The organism is Crossiella sp. NPDC003009, assembly GCF_053591555.1.
In genome coordinates this window covers 124,612-139,723 of the sequence record NZ_JBSFUA010000017.1, presented here as the reverse complement: position 1 = coordinate 139,723, position 15,112 = coordinate 124,612, and the positions used below count along the sequence as shown (strand labels likewise).

The 15,112-nt window shown below is 72.7% G+C and carries 11 protein-coding genes; 1 reads left to right on the top strand and 10 read right to left on the bottom strand.

Annotation, left to right across the window (positions count from 1 at the left end):
• The coding region (locus ACWDY5_RS20140) for a S8 family serine peptidase (RefSeq protein ID WP_449723711.1) at window positions 1-1,577 on the top strand (1,577 nt) is incomplete at its 5' end.
• Window positions 1,578-1,628: 51 nt separating this feature from the next.
• Here the strand turns inward: ACWDY5_RS20140 and ACWDY5_RS20135 are convergent.
• The 10 genes from ACWDY5_RS20135 to ACWDY5_RS20090 all read right to left on the bottom strand — a co-directional run bounded on the left by ACWDY5_RS20135 (window position 1,629) and on the right by ACWDY5_RS20090 (window position 15,064).
• Complete coding sequence (locus ACWDY5_RS20135; RefSeq protein ID WP_449723710.1) at window positions 1,629-2,270, bottom strand: response regulator; 642 nt, start codon at window positions 2,268-2,270, stop codon at window positions 1,629-1,631.
• The gene (locus ACWDY5_RS20130) at window positions 2,267-3,388 is read right to left on the bottom strand and encodes a sensor histidine kinase (RefSeq protein ID WP_449723709.1); all 1,122 of its coding nucleotides are present in this window, start codon (window positions 3,386-3,388) and stop codon (window positions 2,267-2,269) included. Before ACWDY5_RS20130 ends, ACWDY5_RS20135 begins: the two co-directional genes overlap by 4 nt.
• A gap of 620 nt (window positions 3,389-4,008) precedes the next feature.
• Entirely contained in the window at window positions 4,009-6,828 is a 2,820-nt protein-coding gene (locus tag ACWDY5_RS20125) for a LuxR C-terminal-related transcriptional regulator (RefSeq protein WP_449723708.1), read from the bottom strand.
• A gap of 6 nt (window positions 6,829-6,834) precedes the next feature.
• Entirely contained in the window at window positions 6,835-9,588 is a 2,754-nt protein-coding gene (locus ACWDY5_RS20120) for a discoidin domain-containing protein (RefSeq protein WP_449723707.1), read from the bottom strand.
• A gap of 135 nt (window positions 9,589-9,723) precedes the next feature.
• The gene (locus ACWDY5_RS20115; RefSeq protein WP_449723706.1) at window positions 9,724-10,167 is read right to left on the bottom strand and encodes a DUF4383 domain-containing protein; all 444 of its coding nucleotides are present in this window, start codon (window positions 10,165-10,167) and stop codon (window positions 9,724-9,726) included.
• A gap of 72 nt (window positions 10,168-10,239) precedes the next feature.
• Entirely contained in the window at window positions 10,240-11,628 is a 1,389-nt protein-coding gene (locus ACWDY5_RS20110) for a nitrilase-related carbon-nitrogen hydrolase (RefSeq protein ID WP_449723705.1), read from the bottom strand.
• Window positions 11,612-12,184 carry a TetR/AcrR family transcriptional regulator gene (locus tag ACWDY5_RS20105; protein WP_449723704.1) on the bottom strand — a complete coding sequence of 191 codons (573 nt, stop codon included), beginning with the start codon at window positions 12,182-12,184 and terminating at the stop codon, window positions 11,612-11,614. The genes ACWDY5_RS20110 and ACWDY5_RS20105 overlap by 17 nt, the downstream gene beginning before the upstream one ends.
• Window positions 12,148-13,575, bottom strand: coding sequence for a DHA2 family efflux MFS transporter permease subunit (locus tag ACWDY5_RS20100; protein ID WP_449723703.1), 1,428 nt, complete (start codon window positions 13,573-13,575; stop codon window positions 12,148-12,150). Before ACWDY5_RS20100 ends, ACWDY5_RS20105 begins: the two co-directional genes overlap by 37 nt.
• Window positions 13,572-13,739 carry a hypothetical protein gene (locus ACWDY5_RS20095; protein ID WP_449723702.1) on the bottom strand — a complete coding sequence of 56 codons (168 nt, stop codon included), beginning with the start codon at window positions 13,737-13,739 and terminating at the stop codon, window positions 13,572-13,574. The genes ACWDY5_RS20100 and ACWDY5_RS20095 overlap by 4 nt, the downstream gene beginning before the upstream one ends.
• Window positions 13,736-15,064 (bottom strand): amidase, encoded by a 1,329-nt coding sequence (locus ACWDY5_RS20090; RefSeq protein WP_449723701.1) that lies wholly within the window; start codon window positions 15,062-15,064, stop codon window positions 13,736-13,738. Before ACWDY5_RS20090 ends, ACWDY5_RS20095 begins: the two co-directional genes overlap by 4 nt.
• Window positions 15,065-15,112: the final 48 nt, after the last annotated feature.

Below are 15,112 nucleotides of genomic sequence, written 5' to 3'. Positions count from 1 at the left end.
CTGGCGCCCACTCTTTCACTACCCGCCGCTCTCCCGAGGGGGCGGTGCGGCGCGCCCCCCGGGGGCGCTGGGTGGTGCCGGCCGCGGTGGTGCGCACCACCGCGCAGACCGTGCCCACCGGCGTGGACCGGGCCTTCGCCACCGCCAACCCCAACCTCAAGATCAACGGCACCGCCGACTACAGCGTGGACGTGGACGTCGCGGTGATCGACACCGGGGTGGACGGCAAGCACCCCGACCTGACCGTGGTGGCCCGTGCCAACTGCGTGAACAGCAGCTCCTGCACCGACAACGCGGGCGGCGACGGCCACGGCCACGGCACCCACGTGGCAGGCAGCATCGGCGCGAAGGACGACGGGATCGGGGTCACCGGCATCGCGCCGGGGGCGCGGATCTGGTCGGCCAAGGTGCTCGACGACAACGGCAGCGGGCAGCTCTCCGGCGTGGTGGCCGGCGTGGACTGGGTGGCCGCGCACGCCGATGAGATCGAAGTCGCCAACATGAGCCTCGGTTGCGAGAACTGCGCGAACGACGCGCTCACCCAGGCGATCTCCAACGCCGTCGGCAAGGGCGTGGTGTTCGCGGTGGCCGCGGGGAACAACCACAAGGACGCGAAGACCTTCTTCCCGGCCAGCCACCCGGACGTGATCACCGTGTCCGCGCTGGCCGACTTCAACGGCAAGCGCGGCGGCGGCGCGGCCTCCACCTGCCGGGCCGACCAGGACGACACCCTGGCCGACTTCAGCAACTTCGGCGCCACCGTGGAGATCGCCGCACCCGGCACCTGCATCCTGTCCACCCACCTCAACGGCGGCTACTCCACCCTCAGCGGCACCTCGATGGCCGCGCCGCACGTGGCGGGCGCGGCAGGCTTGTTGACCGCCAACGGCAACCGGGCCACCAACCGGGACGGGGTACGCGCGGTGCGGCAGCGGCTGATCGACACCGCGAACACCGACTGGACCGACGACTCCGGCGACAACGTCAAGGAACCGCTGCTGGACGTCAGCTCCGCCCAGGACTACCCGGCGGGCTCCGCCGACCCCGGCAGGCCGGTCGCCGCGTTCACCGCGAGCTGCTCCACCAGCAACACCACCTGTTCCTTCGACGCGAGCTCCACAAAGGACCCGGACGGCAGCATCACCGGCTATGCCTGGGAGTTCGGCGACGGCGGCACCGGGACCGGCAAGACCGCCTCGCACAACTACGGCAAGGCCGCCCACTACAGCGTCCGGCTGACCGTGACCGACAACGACGGCAAGACGCACAGCACCCGCCGCCTGGTCAAGGCGGGCGACCTGCCGCCGACCGCCGCGTTCAGCGCCCGCTGCAACCGCGGCAGCTGCTCCTTCGACGGCAGCGCAGCCAGTGACGAGGAGGGCTCGGTCTCCGGCCACGCCTGGAAGTTCGGCGACGGCACTACCGGCACTGGAGTCACCGTCTCGCACAGCTACCCGAACGTCGCGGCCACCTACACCGTGACGCTGACCGTGACCGACAGCAAGAACCAGACCGGCTCGACCACCCGGACCGTCCGCTGCCACAAGCACATCAACGCCCCGCTGTGCTTCGGCTGATCACCTGAGCGCATCGCGGTGCGGCCGGTCCGGCGGTCGCACCGCGGTGCCCTAACTGGTGACCAGTCCGCCGTCGTAGGCCCGGATGACCAGCTGGGCCCGGTCCCTGGCGGACAGCTTGGCCAGCAGGCGGCCGACGTGCGTCTTGACCGTGCCCACGCCCAGGAACAGCCGGTCGGCGATCTCGGTGTTGGACAGGCCGTCGGCGATCAACCGCAACACCTCGGTCTCCCGAGGGGTGAGGCCGGCCAGCGAGTTGTCGCGGGAGGGCGGTCGCTGGGCGCGGAACTGCTCGATCAGCCGCCGGGTCACCGTCGGCGCGAGCAGCGCCTCGCCCGCTGCCACGATCCGCACCGCGGCCAGCACGTCCGCGGCTGAGGAGTCCTTGACCAGGAACCCGCTGGCGCCGGCCCGCAGCGCGGCGTGCACGTACTCGTCCAGGTCGAAGGTGGTCAGGATGAGCACCCTGGCCGTGCCCTCGGCGCAGATCCGCCTGGTCGCCTCGATGCCGTCCAGCTCCGGCATCCGCACGTCCATCAGCACCACGTCCGGCCGGCAGCGCCGGGCCAGCTCGACGGCCGCCGCCCCGGTGCCGGCCTGCCCGGCCACGCTGAGGTCCCCGGTGGAGTCGATCAGCGCGACCAGGCTGTCCCGCAACAACACCTGGTCCTCGGCGAGCAGCACCCGGGTCACCGTTCCTCCTCGACGCCGATCGGAATCCGGGCCCGCACCGCGAATCCGCCCTCGGGCCTCGGCTCGGCGCTGAGCGTGCCACCGAACAGGGCGGCCCGCTCCCGCAGGCCGAGCAGCCCGTTGCCGCTGCCCGAGGGTTCGCCGCCCCGCCCGTCGTCGAGGACCTCGACCAGGACCGCCGGTCCGGTGCGGTCGACGAGCACCCGGCAGGAGCCGGTTCCCGCGTGCCGCAACACGTTGGTCAACGCCTCCTGCACGATCCGGTACACCGTGAGCCCCAGACCGGCAGGCAGTTCGCGGTCACCGCGCAGGGTGAGGTCCACGGCCAGGCCGGATCCGGCGGCCAGCCCTGGCAGGTCGGCCGGTCCGGGGATGGGGGTGAGCTCGGCGTCCGAGCGAAGTGCGCCGAGCACCCGGCGGACCTCGGCCAGGGCCCCACGGCTGGTGGACTCGATGGTGCGCAGCGCCGAACTGGAAGCCTCGGGGGAGCCGGGGCCGAGGTGGTTGGCCACGGTGGCCTGCACCGCGATCAGGCTCAGGCTGTGGCCGACCACGTCGTGCAGCTCCCGCGCGATGCGCAGCCGCTCCTCGGCCACCGCCCGCCGCGAGGACTCCGCGACCAGGCGCGCCGCGATCCGCCGCCGCCGGGCGACCGCGCCGCCGATCGCGGCCGACCCGCCCAGCAGCACGGTGACCAAGCCGATCTCCACCGGCCAGGCCACCGGCACCTCCACCGGCAGCGTCGGCACCGCCAGGCTGGGCAGCACCCAGCGGTAGTAGGCCAGGATCGCCGCGGTGGCCAAGGTGATCGCCGTGCCCAGCGCCGCCAGCGACCGCCAGGTCCGCCCGGCCACGGCGACCGGGTACAGCGCCAACGCCGAAGGCAGGTAGGCGATCCACACCACCCCGCCGCCGACCACGCCCGCGACGGTGGCGGTCAGCGCGATCACCAGGGCGACCGCGAACGCCGCGAGCGGCCACCGGCGCCTTGCCAGCACGGGCAATGCCAGTGCGCAGGACACCAGGAGCATCGGCAGGACCGGCCCCACGGCCACCCGGCCCGGTGGATCCAGCAACGCCCAGAGCTGCACCAGGGCCAGCAGTGCCACGGTGACCATGAGCGGACCGTACCACCGGCCGCCTCTACCTCAGGTAGGACAATCTGCCGCGGAGTGAAGACCACGGGCAGACGCGCCACCCAGGCCGCCACAAATACCCTCCAGCCATGGTTGACGACACTCGGCAGAGCGCGGATGTGCTTGCGCGGCAAGCGTTGTTCCCCGGTCGGTGGGTCGGCGGGATCTCGCTGATCGCGGGCCCGATCCTGCTGCTGACCGGTGCGCTGCTGCGGTCGCCGTTCCACTTCTTCTTCCCGCAGCAGCTCCAGGCCCACCAGCAACATCCGGCGCTGATGTCCGCCGCGTACGCCTGCTTCGCGCTGGGCAACGTGCTGCTGTGCTTCGCGGTGATCGCGCTGTGCCAGCGGATCGCGGCCACCCGGGCGGTCTGGGCGTACTGGGGCGGCACACTGGTGATCCTCGGCCTGTGCACCCGCGCCTACCACGCGGGCACCGACCAGCTGGTGTTCGTGCTGGCCGACACCCAGGGCGTGGCGCGGGCCGGACAGCTAGTGCTCGACTACTACCGGTTCTGGGGCGAGCTGACCTGGCACCCGTTCCGCACCTTCGGCGGGGCCATCCTGATCGGCTGGATCGTGCTCGCCCTCGGCGCTTGGCGATCAGGTGTGTTCGGTCCGCTGAGCGCGCTGGCGCTGGCCCTGATGTCCTTGCACGCCTTCGGTACCGTGAAGGGCACCCAGCTGCCGGTCTCGCTGATCGCCATCGGCGGGCTGACCCTGGCCCTGGTGCCCTTCGGCGTGCGGCTGCTCCGCGACGGACCCAGGCCGACCCGCAAGGCGCTGATCTGGACCGCCGTGCTCGCCGCGCAGCTCATCCTGGGCGTGTTCTTCGCGCCCCGGGGGTGATCTTCGCGCCCCGGGGGTGACCTCGGTGCGGCTGCGCGCGCCGAGCTTGCGCAGCAGGCTGGCCACGTGCCGCTCCACCGTGCGCGGGGACAGGAACAGCAGCTCCGCGATCTCCCGGTTGGTGCGCCCCGAGGTGATCAGCCGCGCCACCTCCCGCTCGCGCGGGGACAGCGCGCCGCCGTAACCGCGCCTGCCCGGTCCGCCGCCGAGCGGGCCGCGGTGCTGGCGCAGCAGGCGTTCGCAGCGGGCGGCGTCCCAGCTCGCGCCGAGCTCGCCGAACATCCGCGCGGCCTCGGCGATCCGCTGCTCGGCGGTGACCCGCTCGCCGGTGGCGAACAGCTGCCGGGCCAGGGCTTCGACGGCGCGAGCGTGTTCGTAGGGGCGGGGGAGGGCGGCGAACTGTTCCGCCGCCGCCATGAGCAGCGCGATGCCGTCCTCAGCCACCAATCCGTTGCCGTAGGCCAACATCGCTCGCCCAAGCGGGTAGTCCCGGTCCGCGATCTCCGTGCCGAACTCGGCCAGCAAGTTTCGCGCCGCGGCCGGATCTCCTTGCCGCAGCAGGGCTTCCACCACCGCGTCCACCAGTTCGGCGGCCCACACCCACACGCCCTTGCGTCGCAGTTCAGCGCAGGACAGGTCGGCCGGCCGGCCGCGGGCGGTGGCCAGCCGGATCCGGGTGGCGGCCGCGGCGGGCACCGCGGAGCCGCACCAGCCCGATCCGGCCAGCAGCGACTCGGCCTCCGCCCACTCGCCCTTGGCGAAGGCGAGCCGGGCCAGCACCAGTCGTGACTCGGCGGCCGAGCGCGGGTTGTGCGGGCCGGTGCCCAGGTGCGCGCGCACCCGCTCGGCCAGGCCCGTCCACTGGCCGGTGACCAGGGCCAGGCGCAGCTGGTTCGTGGTCGCCCACTGCGCCAGGTACGGGGCCGCGCTCACCAGCGACTCGGCCTCGGCCAGGAATCCGGCCGCGGCCCGGTGGTGGCCGAGGGTGATCGCGGCGTCGGTGAAGTTCAGGTAGCCGCGCAGCAACTCCAGCCGGTGCCCGGTGGCAGGCAGGGCGTCCCAGGCGCGGGGGTCGCCGAGCTGGAGCAGGGTGGTGGACCGGTTGACCTCGATCGCGGTCAGCAGCGCGGGATCGCCGCGCCGGGGCGTGAGCCGGTCCAGCTCGGCCAGCCAGCGCAGGTGCTCGTCCATCGGCGCGGTGCCCAGGTGCGGCAGGGCCAGCGCGGAGACCGCCCTGGCCGCCAGCGCGGGCCGCCGCCGCAGTTCCGGGACCGCGCGCACCAGCTCCGCGCGGGCCGCGTCGGCGTCGGCGGCCTGGTTGGCCAGCAGCAGGCCCAGGTGCAGTCGCAGCTCGCCGCGCACACCGTCGGGCAGCAGGTCGTCGGCGACCAGGCCGCGCAGCAGGGTGACCGTGTCGCGGTAGGACCAGCTGCCCACGGTCAGCCTGCCCAGTCGGCTGGCCAGGCCGGCGCGGATCCGGCGGGGCAGCCCAGGTTCGCCGAGCAGGTCGCGCAGCAGCTCGACCGCCGTGGCTGGCGCACCGGCGCGCATGGCCCGGTCCGCGGCGCGTTCGGCGTGCCGGGCGGCCGCGGCCAGGTCGCCTGCCGCGCGGCAGTGGTGGATCAGCTCCGGCAGTGCCGCGCCGTCCAGTGCCCGCACGATCGCCGGATGCGCCTGCCGCCGCCGGGCCACCGGCATGGTCTCGGCCACCGCGAGCGCCCACAGCGGCGGCCGGAACTCGAACGCGCCGTCCGGGCGCACCGCGAGCAGCCCGGCGTCCACCGCCCGCACCAGCGCCGCCTCCGCCTTGGCCGGGTCCACCCCGCACACCCGCGCCGGGATCGCCGGGTCGATCGGCCCGCGCAGCAACGCGGCGACCTGCACCACCGCCGGTACCGGGTGCAGGCGGCTGGTGACCAGTTCCAGCACGCTCCTCGGCAGCCCGGCGCGCACCAGCGCCGCGCCCGGCTCGCCGTCGGCGGGGGTGATCCGGTCCAGGACCTCGTTGACCAGCAACGGAATCCCGCCGGTGAGCCGGTGCACCTCGGCCACCCAGGGCTCCGGCGCGTCCACCAGTGCCGCTACCTCGGCCACCCGCAGCGGTGCCAGCTCAACCCTCGGCCCAGGCCATGGCGCGGAGGTGAGCACCATCGCGGCCCCTGGGGGCAACCGGGTCGCGCAGCACCGCAACACGCGGCAGGACCAGCGGTCGGCCAGCCTGAGATCATCGACCACGAGCAGCACCGAACCCGCCTCGGCGAGCAGTTCGCGCAGCGCCGCGCAGGTCCGGTAGGCCGACCCGTCCGCCTGCTCCGCCGCGGTGATCACCGCCCGCCCCGCCGCCGGATCGCACCCGGCCTCCACCAGCGCCCGCACCACCTCGCGCAGCAACACCTTCGGCTCATCCGGCAGGCCCAGGCACTCGACCAGCGCGCGCACCCTGGCGGTCGACCCGGCCAGCACCCGCGCGGCGAGCCAGGACTTGCCCAGGCCCGCCGCGCCGTCCACCAGTACCGCGGCGGGCGGGTGCGCGATCAGCTCGCACACCCGCGCCACCGGCGACGCTCTGTCCACTGTGGACTATCTCTTCAGTCTTCGCGCACCGATCTCGGCCGCACTGGTCCAGGCGCCGCCGTTGATCTCACTGGTGGCCCGCAACCTCAGGTACCGCCCCGTTTTGGCGGCGAAGCTGACCAGCTTCTCGCCCTTGTCCGCGGCGAAGGTCCCGGTCGCCACCGCCTGGCCCCAGTTCGTGCCGTCAGTGCTGACGTAGACCTCGTAGCCCTTGATGCCGCCGTTGACCCCGCTGTCCTGCCTCGGCAAGTAGGAGAGCCCGGTGATCTCGTGCGTGGCACCGAGGTCGAGCTGGATCTCGTGTGGCAGCGCCGAACCCGTGCCCGAGTACTGGGTGTGCCACTTGGTGCCGGGGTTGTCGTCGATCGCGTTGGCCGCGGCCCCGTTCTCGCCCGCGGTCTCCTGGCTGTCCACGTGCTTGACCGTCCAGCCGGACTTGGCGATCGGCTCGTCCGCCCTGGTCGGAATCGCCTGCGGCACTGGGAGGTTGACACTCTCCGCGGTGACGGTGAACGCCGCGCCGGTGGACTGCGAGCCGGTGCGCACGTGCAGCACGCCGCGCTCGAAGAACCAGCCGGTCGCCGCCGCCTCGTAGTCGGCACGCTTGGGGTAGCCGGTCAGCGCGCTGCCGCCCAGCGTCACCTTGCCCGGCGCGCCCGCCACGTGCACCGCCAGTTCGTAGCCCCGGCCGGCGGGCTTGCCCGCGTAGTCGCCAACGGAGGCGCCGACCCGCACCGTGACGTCACCGCGGCCGCTGGTCGGCGCGGACACCGACACCTGCTGCTTGGCGTGCTCGCCCCGCTGGAACCGCCGGGTCACCCCGTCGTCCTCGTACAGCTCGAAGCTGGAGCTCCCGCTGGGGTAGACGTCGAAGGTGATCGGCGTCTTCGGCTTCTCCCGGTGGTGGTTGAGCTGCGGCCACATCGGCACGATCGCGCCGCCCTTGACGAACAGCGGCAGCCGGTCCAGCGGGGCCTGGTAGCCGTCGAAGGTGCCGGGACCCTGGTACACCGTGCCGGTCCAGTAGTCGGTCCAGGTGCCGGCGGGCAGGTAGATGCCGTCCCTGGTGGAGGTCGCCGAGGTCACCGGCGCGACCAGGAAGGCGTCCCCGGCCAGGAACTGCTGGCTGGTCTGGTTTCCCCTGGCGATCGGGTCGTTCGGGTACTCCAGCACCATCGCCCTGGTGGTCGGCACGCCGGTCTCGTGCGCCACCCGCGCCATCGAGTAGAAGTACGGGGTGAGCCGCATCTTCAGCTTGAGGTACTTGCGGTTGATCTCCTGGTGCGCCGCGTCGAACCGCCAGGGCTGCTTGTCCTGGTAAGCCGAGGTGGGGTTCTTCGCGCCCCAGCCCGACATGCTCATCAGCACCGGCGTGAACGCCTTCCACTGCAGGTCCCGCGAGTAGGTGTCCGGGCTCCCGGCGAAGATCCCGTCCACGTCGCCCGCGGCGTAGTTCAGCGCGGAGAAGCCCGCGCCGGTGATCGCCGGGACGTGCCAGCGCATGTTGTCCCAGTCGCCCTCGGTGTCCCCGGTCCAGACCACCGCGTTGCGCTGAGTGCCTGCCCAGCCATCGACCGTCCAGACGAACCGGCGTGCGTCGCTGTTGTCCTCGATCCCGGAGACCGCCTGCTGCACGCCCTCGAACGCCTTCTGGTAGCCGCCGCCGATCCAGGCCACGTCGGTCTTGATCATCCGCGAGCCCGCGCCGACCTCCTCCTTGACGTTCTTCAGTCCGGTGGAGGTCCACAGCCCGGTGTAGAAGCCCTTCTCCTGCAAGGACTTCACCGTCTCCGGCAGTTTGGTGTAGCCGCAGCCGTAGCCGTCGTTGGGCAGGAACCAGCCCGAGGGCATGTCCGCCGCGCGCGCCTGCTCGGCGTAGGTGAGCACGTCAGGGGTCTTCTGGTGGTCCACCCGGTTGTGGTCGCCCTGGTAGTCGGGGTTGCTCGCGTTCCAGCAGTCCGCGTGTCCCATCTCCAGGCCGTAGATCGGGGCCAGGAAAGGCTTCCCGGTCACATCGGTGTACCGGTCAAGCACCTCCTTGAGGCCCTGCCCGGCGAAGTACACCGCGTCGAAGCGGCCCTCCTCGTGCGTGGTCTGCACCGGCGAGGTGAAGGCGTAGCTGCCCGGCGACCAGGTGTTGCGCACCACGCCGTAACCGTTGGTGGACAGGTAGAACGGGGCCGGGCTGGCGTTGTTGCCCTCGTTCCACTTGTTGTCCACCCGCACCGGCACCGTCTTGTCCCGCAGCGCCCACGCGCCCAGCCGCAGGCCGGTGCCGTAGAACTGCTCGTCCTGGCCTCGCACCAGCCGCTGCCGCGCGGCACTGGAGCTCCAGGTCAGCCCGGCCGACTCCTGCCACACCAGGGTCTGGTTGTCCTTGCGGTACAGCGCGAAACGCAGCGGTTTCTTGTACGCCCGCAGCACCACCGCGTCAGTCTCGATCTTGTAGTAGTCGGTGGTCTCGGTGACGGTGGTGCGCACCGGGCCGAAGTCGGTGCTGGTCAGGATGGCGCGGCCGGCCGGATCGGCGAACGAGCCGCCGGGGCCGAGCCAGAGCCGGAACACATCGGGTTGCAGGAAGCCAACCCGGACGCGGTCACCGCCCGCGCTGACCGTGACGGTCGCGCCGTCCTGGCTGATGCCGGTGACCGCGCCGAGGGTCCGCTCGGCGGGCTGGGCCTGCGCCTGCTGCCCGAAGGCCAGCAGGGCGAGCAGGGAGAGGACGCCGATGAGGCGTCGCAGGGGTCGGGGCACTCGCATGTCGTACTCCCGGCGGGGATTGGGGTGTGCGCGAACATGCTTCAAAGTGCCGCTGACGGTACATATTCGCGCAACCCCGTGGAAAGACGCTACCGGGAAGTACGGGTGAGGGGTTTTTCAGTTGAAGTTCGGTGTTTACCGGGTTTCGCGCAGCACCCGGCTCCCGAGGCCGAAGCCCAGCCCCATCATGCCGAGGGCCAGTACCAGGTGCAGCCAGTTGTCCGCGTCGTTGAGCGGCACGAAGTTCGCCGGGCCGTTGTGGTCGATCACCAGTCCGTAGAACCACAGCAGCAGGTACACCAGCCCGCCGCCGACCAGGTACAGCGCCGCGCTCCTGGTGCCGCGGGCGAAGACCAGTCCGGCGACGCCGAAGGCCAGGTGGACCAGGTTGTGCAGCACGGAAACGGCGAAGACGCCCATCAGCAGCGCCCCGGAGTGGTGCCCGGCGAAGGTGAGCGAGTCGATGTTGGTCGTCAGCCCCGGGATGAACCCGGCGATGCCCACGAGCAGGAACACCACGCCGACCACGAGCGCGGCAGTCTGGACTGGGGTGCGCCGAAGCGTTGCGGTGGAAGACATCAGGACTCCCTGGTGAGTGCGTAGGTCGCCCCGGTCTACCCCCGCCGCGCGCCGGTAAACACCCCGTCCCGATCAGTCACCGCGTCGGACGCGCAGCAGCAGCCCGCCGACGCCCAGCGCGAGGCACAACCAGCCGAACCAGTCACCGAACCGGGTGTACGGCGTGGCGCCCGGCCCACTCGGCAGCTCGGCGACCACGGTCGTGAACGGCTCCGGCCGGTCGGTGCGCGCCTCGGCCAGCACCCGCCCGTACCCGTCGGCAATCGTCAGCGTGCCGGTCCGCGCCGCCCACACCGTGGCCTGGCCGTGCTCGACCCCGCGGATCACCATCATCCGGCTGTGCTGCCAGCCGTTGTCGACCTCGTCCGCGGCCGGTACCAGCAGCAGGCCGGTGCCCGCGGCGGCGTAGTCGCTGACCGGGGCGGAGTGGTTGACATCCCCGCAGATCACCACGCCGATCCGGTCCCGGAGGAGAAGTTCCGTGCCCGGCACGCTGACCGGGTCGTGGTGCTTGAGGTAGGAGACGGGTTCGCCGCCGCCGGCCGGGAACAAGGCGGCGTAGTTGTACTTGGTCGCGCCGTCCCAGCGCATGTAGCCGACCACGATGTCCAGGGCGCGGTCCTCGGCCAGGCGGCGCATCGGGTCGAACAGCGCGGCTGGGCGGGCCTCGTGTGCGCCGAAGGACCCCTCCGGCAGCACCACGGCGCGGACCCCGGTCGGCAGCGCGGCGATCCGCTCGGCGTAGGCGGCGACCAGGTCGCGACCGGCGGGGGTGGCCAGGTCCGGGGCCCACATCCGCTGGTTGGTGGAGATCGCGGCCACCCGTTGGACCGAGCCGCCGGACTCGGCCAGCCGCACGGCACCCGCGCCCAGCGCCGCTGCCAGCACCACCGCTGCGACGGCCGCGGTCAGCACGCGGCCTCGCGCCCCGGGCGCGAGCACCGCCGCGATCGTCGCGGGCACCAGCAGCACCAGGAACTCCACGCCCCACATGCCGGTCACCGCCGCGGTCTGCAACACCAGCGGCACATCGCCGAGGTCGTTGGCCAGCGTCCCCATGATCCCCATCGGGTTGGCCACCGCCACCAGGCACACCGTCCCGGTCCACAGCGCGGGCGCGGTCAGCGCGGCCAGCAGCGCCCGCCCGCGCACCGCCTGCCGGTGGAAGCCCCACACCGCCAGCGCGAACACCAGCGACATGCCCAGGTTGATCACCAGTCCGACCGGCCACATCGGGGTGTCGTGCGAGCGCAGCTGGAACTCCCAGGCGTTCGCCGTCCCCGCCAGATAGGCCAGGAACCCGGCCCCGGCGGCGGTCCAGGCCGGGACCCGGGGGGCCAGCAGCAGCACCGGCAACGGGGCGAGCCAGGTCAGCGCGGGGACCGGGGACATGCCGGTGCCGAAGTAGAACAGCACCCCGGACGCGGCCACGGCGAGCACTCGGTCACGTGCGGAGGCCATTGAGCACCCTCTCGATCGTGCGCTTGCACAGCGCGCGGAAGTCCACTTCGGACAGTGCGATGCGGCCGCCGTGGTACAGCTGTAGCAGTCCCAGCACCGGGGTGGTCAGGGCCAGGGTGACCTCCAGCGGATCACCCTCGCGCAGCAGGCCGTCCCGGATGGCCCCGGCCACCACCGTGAACACCGGGGCGAAGGTCGGCGAGTCGCCGGCCTGGAAGTCCGAGGGGAACTGCCGCACCCCGTCCCGCCGCTCGGTGATCACGAAGGTGTACAGGTTCGGCTTGCCCAGCGCGAAGTCCAGGAAGTCCTCGGCCAGGCCGTCCACCCGCTGCTCGAAGGTCCCGTCCGCCTGGCGCTGTCCCCAGGTTGCGGTGACCTCGGCGACCGCGGCGTCCACCACGGTTCGCAGCAAGGCCTCCCGGCTCGGGAAGTGCCGGTAGCTGGCCATCGTGGTGACCCCGGCGGCCGCGGCCACCCGGCGCATGGTCACCGCCTGCGCGCCCTCTGCCAGCAAGATCGTCAGCGCCGCTGCCGCGATCCGGTCCGCCGTCCCCATGTGTACAGCGTACACGCGTCCCGGGTGCGCAGGGCGAAGGCGGCCAGTGCGGCCGCGGCGATCAGGAAGGCGGCCGAGAGCAGGAAGGCCGCCGAGTACCCCGCGGCCAGAGCGGGACGAGTGGGCTGGCCACCGCTGACCGTGGCGGACACCGTGCTCAGCACCGCGAGGCCGATCGCCCCGCTGGTCTGCCGGACTGCGTTGAGCAGCCCGGCGGCCAGCCCGTTGTGCTGTGGCGGCAGGCCCGCGGTGGCCGCCACCGTGATCGGGGTGAACGCCGCCGCGCTGCCCAGCCCGAGCACCGCCCCCGGCAGCGCGACCGCGAGCAGGTAGGGCTGGTCCACGCCCAGAAGTGCCCCGGTGGCAAGGAATCCGGCCGCGCCGACCAGGCAGCACAACACGGTCGCCCGGCGCGGGCCCCAGCGCACGGTGAGCGGTCCCGCCGCCCGCGCGCCGACGCACATCGCCACCCCGATCGGCAGGTAGCCGAGACCCGCTTCCATCGGTGTGGCGCCGGAGACGTACTGCAGGTACAGCGAGATCAGGATCGGGCTGGCGAAGAAACCCAGTCCCAGCAGGAACATCACCCCGTTCGCCGCGGCCACCGAACCCAGCCGGAACACGCCGAGCGGCACCAGCGGATCGGCCGCCCACCGCGCCTGGTGCACCAGGAACACCGCCAGCAGCAGGACGCCGCCGAGCAGTGGCCCGAACACCGAGGGGCTGGCCAGTCCGGCCTGGGCCGAGCCCATCACCGCGTACACCACGCCCACCAGCCCCGCTGTGGCCAGCACCGCGCCCACGGTGTCCAGGCGGGCGGGGGAGTTGGCCCGGTCCCGTGGCGGCAGGATCCGAGCCGCCAGAACCATCGCGGCCACCCCGATCGGCACGGTCACGAAGAACACCCAGCGCCAGCTCAGCGCCTCGGTGAGCAGCCCGCCGACCACCGGACCGCTGGCCGCGCCGACCGCGCCGACCGAGCTCCAGGTGGCCAGCGCCCTGGTCCGCCGGTCCGGATCGGTGAACGTGGTGGTGAGCAGGGACAGCGTGACCGGCATCAGCAGCGCGCCGCCGAGTCCCTGCACGGCCCGCGCGGCCAGCAGCAGCCCCGGCCCGGTGGCCAGGCCGCCGCCGGTGCGGGCCACGGTGAACAGGCCGAGGCCGAGCAGCAGGATCCGCCGCTGGCCAAAGGTGTCCGCGCACCGTCCGCCCAGCAGCAGGAACCCGGCGAAGGCCAGCGTGTAGGCGTTGACCACCCAGGACAGCGACTCGGCGGGAAAGCCCAGCGCGGCGCCGATGTCGGGCAGCGCCACCGAGACGATGGTGGCATCCATGATCACCATGAACGCGCAGGCGCAGGCCAGCAACAGTATCAGCTTGTCTGTCCTCATTGGACGGTATCCTCGAAGTCCGGGCCGGGCACCGCGTACAGCGCGTCCACCGCGGCCCGGTAGGCGGGATAGGTCGAAATCAGGCCGTCCAGCTCGGCTCCCTGTGCGGGCAGACCCGCGGCGGCCAGCGCGGCGCGCACCACCGCGCCCGGATCGGCGGTCATGCCTGTTCCTGGAAGGCCGCGCCGACCCGGATCAGCACGTGCTCGCCGTGATCCGGCCCGGCCAGTTGGAGGGAGAGCGGCAGGCCGTCCGCGGTGTGCCCCATGGGCAGCGCGAGCACCGGATTGCCCACCGCGTTCCAGTACGGCGTGTGCAGCAGTCCGAACAGGCGCTCGTTGTCCTGGTGCCCGGCCGGGGTGGCCAGCGCGTCGAATGGCGGCGCGCCGGTCGAGGCGGTTGGGCAGGCGATGACATCGACCTCGGCGAACAGCTCGGCCACCGCCGCCCGCGCCACCCGGCGAACCCGTTGTGCCTGAACGTAATCCGCCCCCGAAACAAGCGCGCCGGTGGCCAGCAGTCCCCGGGCGGCCACGGTGTAGTCCGCCCACCGCTCGGCCAGGTTGGCGCGGTGGTAGGCCAGCCCCTCGCAGTCCGCGGTGACCAGTGTGGCGGTGATCGTCTCCCGCCAGTACGGCAGCCGAACCTCGGTCACCTCCGCGCCGAGCCCGGTCAGCACATCCAGCGCGGTGTCGAAAGCCGATGCCACCGCGGGATCGCCGTGTGCCGGGAAGTGGTGTTCGCGCACCACGCCGATCCGCAGTCCGGTCAGGTCGTCGGCGGGCTCGGGCATGGTGAACGAGGTCAGCGCGGCGAGCACCGCGGCGCAGTCCCGTGCGCCGTGCGCGAGCGGGCCGATCCGGTCCAGGCTCGGGCTCAGCGGCACGCTGCCTGCGGTCGGCACCAGCCCGTAGGTGGGCAGCAGACCGGTGATCCCGCAGAACGCGGCGGGCATCCGGATGCTGCCCGCGGTGTCCGAGCCGATCCCGGCCAGGAACATGCCGGCCACCACCCCGCTGGCCGACCCGGAGCTGGAGCCACCTGCCCAGCGCCGCGGATCGTGCGGATTCCGCGGCACCGGAAAGGGTTTGCTGACCTCGGGCAGACCGCAGCCGAACTCCATCATGGTGGTCGTGCCGGTGAGCACCGCGCCCGCGGTCCGCAGCCGGGCCACCACCGGCGCGTCCCGGCCGCCGCCCCAGCCGGGGTCGAGCACCAGGCTCTGCGCGGTGGTGGGCGTTCCGGCCAGCGCGAGGTTGTCCTTGATCCCGATCGGGATGCCGTGCAGCGGACCGCGGTCCAGCCCCTCGGCCAGCTCCCGGTCCGCCCGGCGAGCTGCTGCCCGAGCTTGGTCGTCGAGCCTGGTCAGGTAGACGCCGAGCCGCGCGTCATCGCGGTCGGCGGCGGCGATGGCGGACTCGGTGAGCGCCTCGCTGGTCACCTCTCCGGCGCGCAGCGCGGCGGCCGCGTCCAGCAGTGGGTCGGGCACAGGTTCCCCCTCTGAGTTAGGTAAGGGTTACCTTGCAAGCTCAACCCG

Bases quoted from the DNA above. Each gene is read 5' to 3' on its own strand.
- ACWDY5_RS20130 (WP_449723709.1), bottom strand. From the start codon at position 3,388: ATGGTCACCGTGGCACTGCTGGCCCTGGTGCAGCTCTGGGCGTTGCTG.
- ACWDY5_RS20120 (WP_449723707.1), bottom strand. From the start codon at position 9,588: ATGCGAGTGCCCCGACCCCTGCGACGCCTCATCGGCGTCCTCTCCCTG.
- ACWDY5_RS20115 (WP_449723706.1), bottom strand. From the start codon at position 10,167: ATGTCTTCCACCGCAACGCTTCGGCGCACCCCAGTCCAGACTGCCGCG.
- ACWDY5_RS20110 (WP_449723705.1), bottom strand. From the start codon at position 11,628: ATGGCCTCCGCACGTGACCGAGTGCTCGCCGTGGCCGCGTCCGGGGTG.
- ACWDY5_RS20105 (WP_449723704.1), bottom strand. From the start codon at position 12,184: ATGGGGACGGCGGACCGGATCGCGGCAGCGGCGCTGACGATCTTGCTG.
- ACWDY5_RS20100 (WP_449723703.1), bottom strand. From the start codon at position 13,575: ATGAGGACAGACAAGCTGATACTGTTGCTGGCCTGCGCCTGCGCGTTC.
- ACWDY5_RS20095 (WP_449723702.1), bottom strand. From the start codon at position 13,739: ATGACCGCCGATCCGGGCGCGGTGGTGCGCGCCGCGCTGGCCGCCGCG.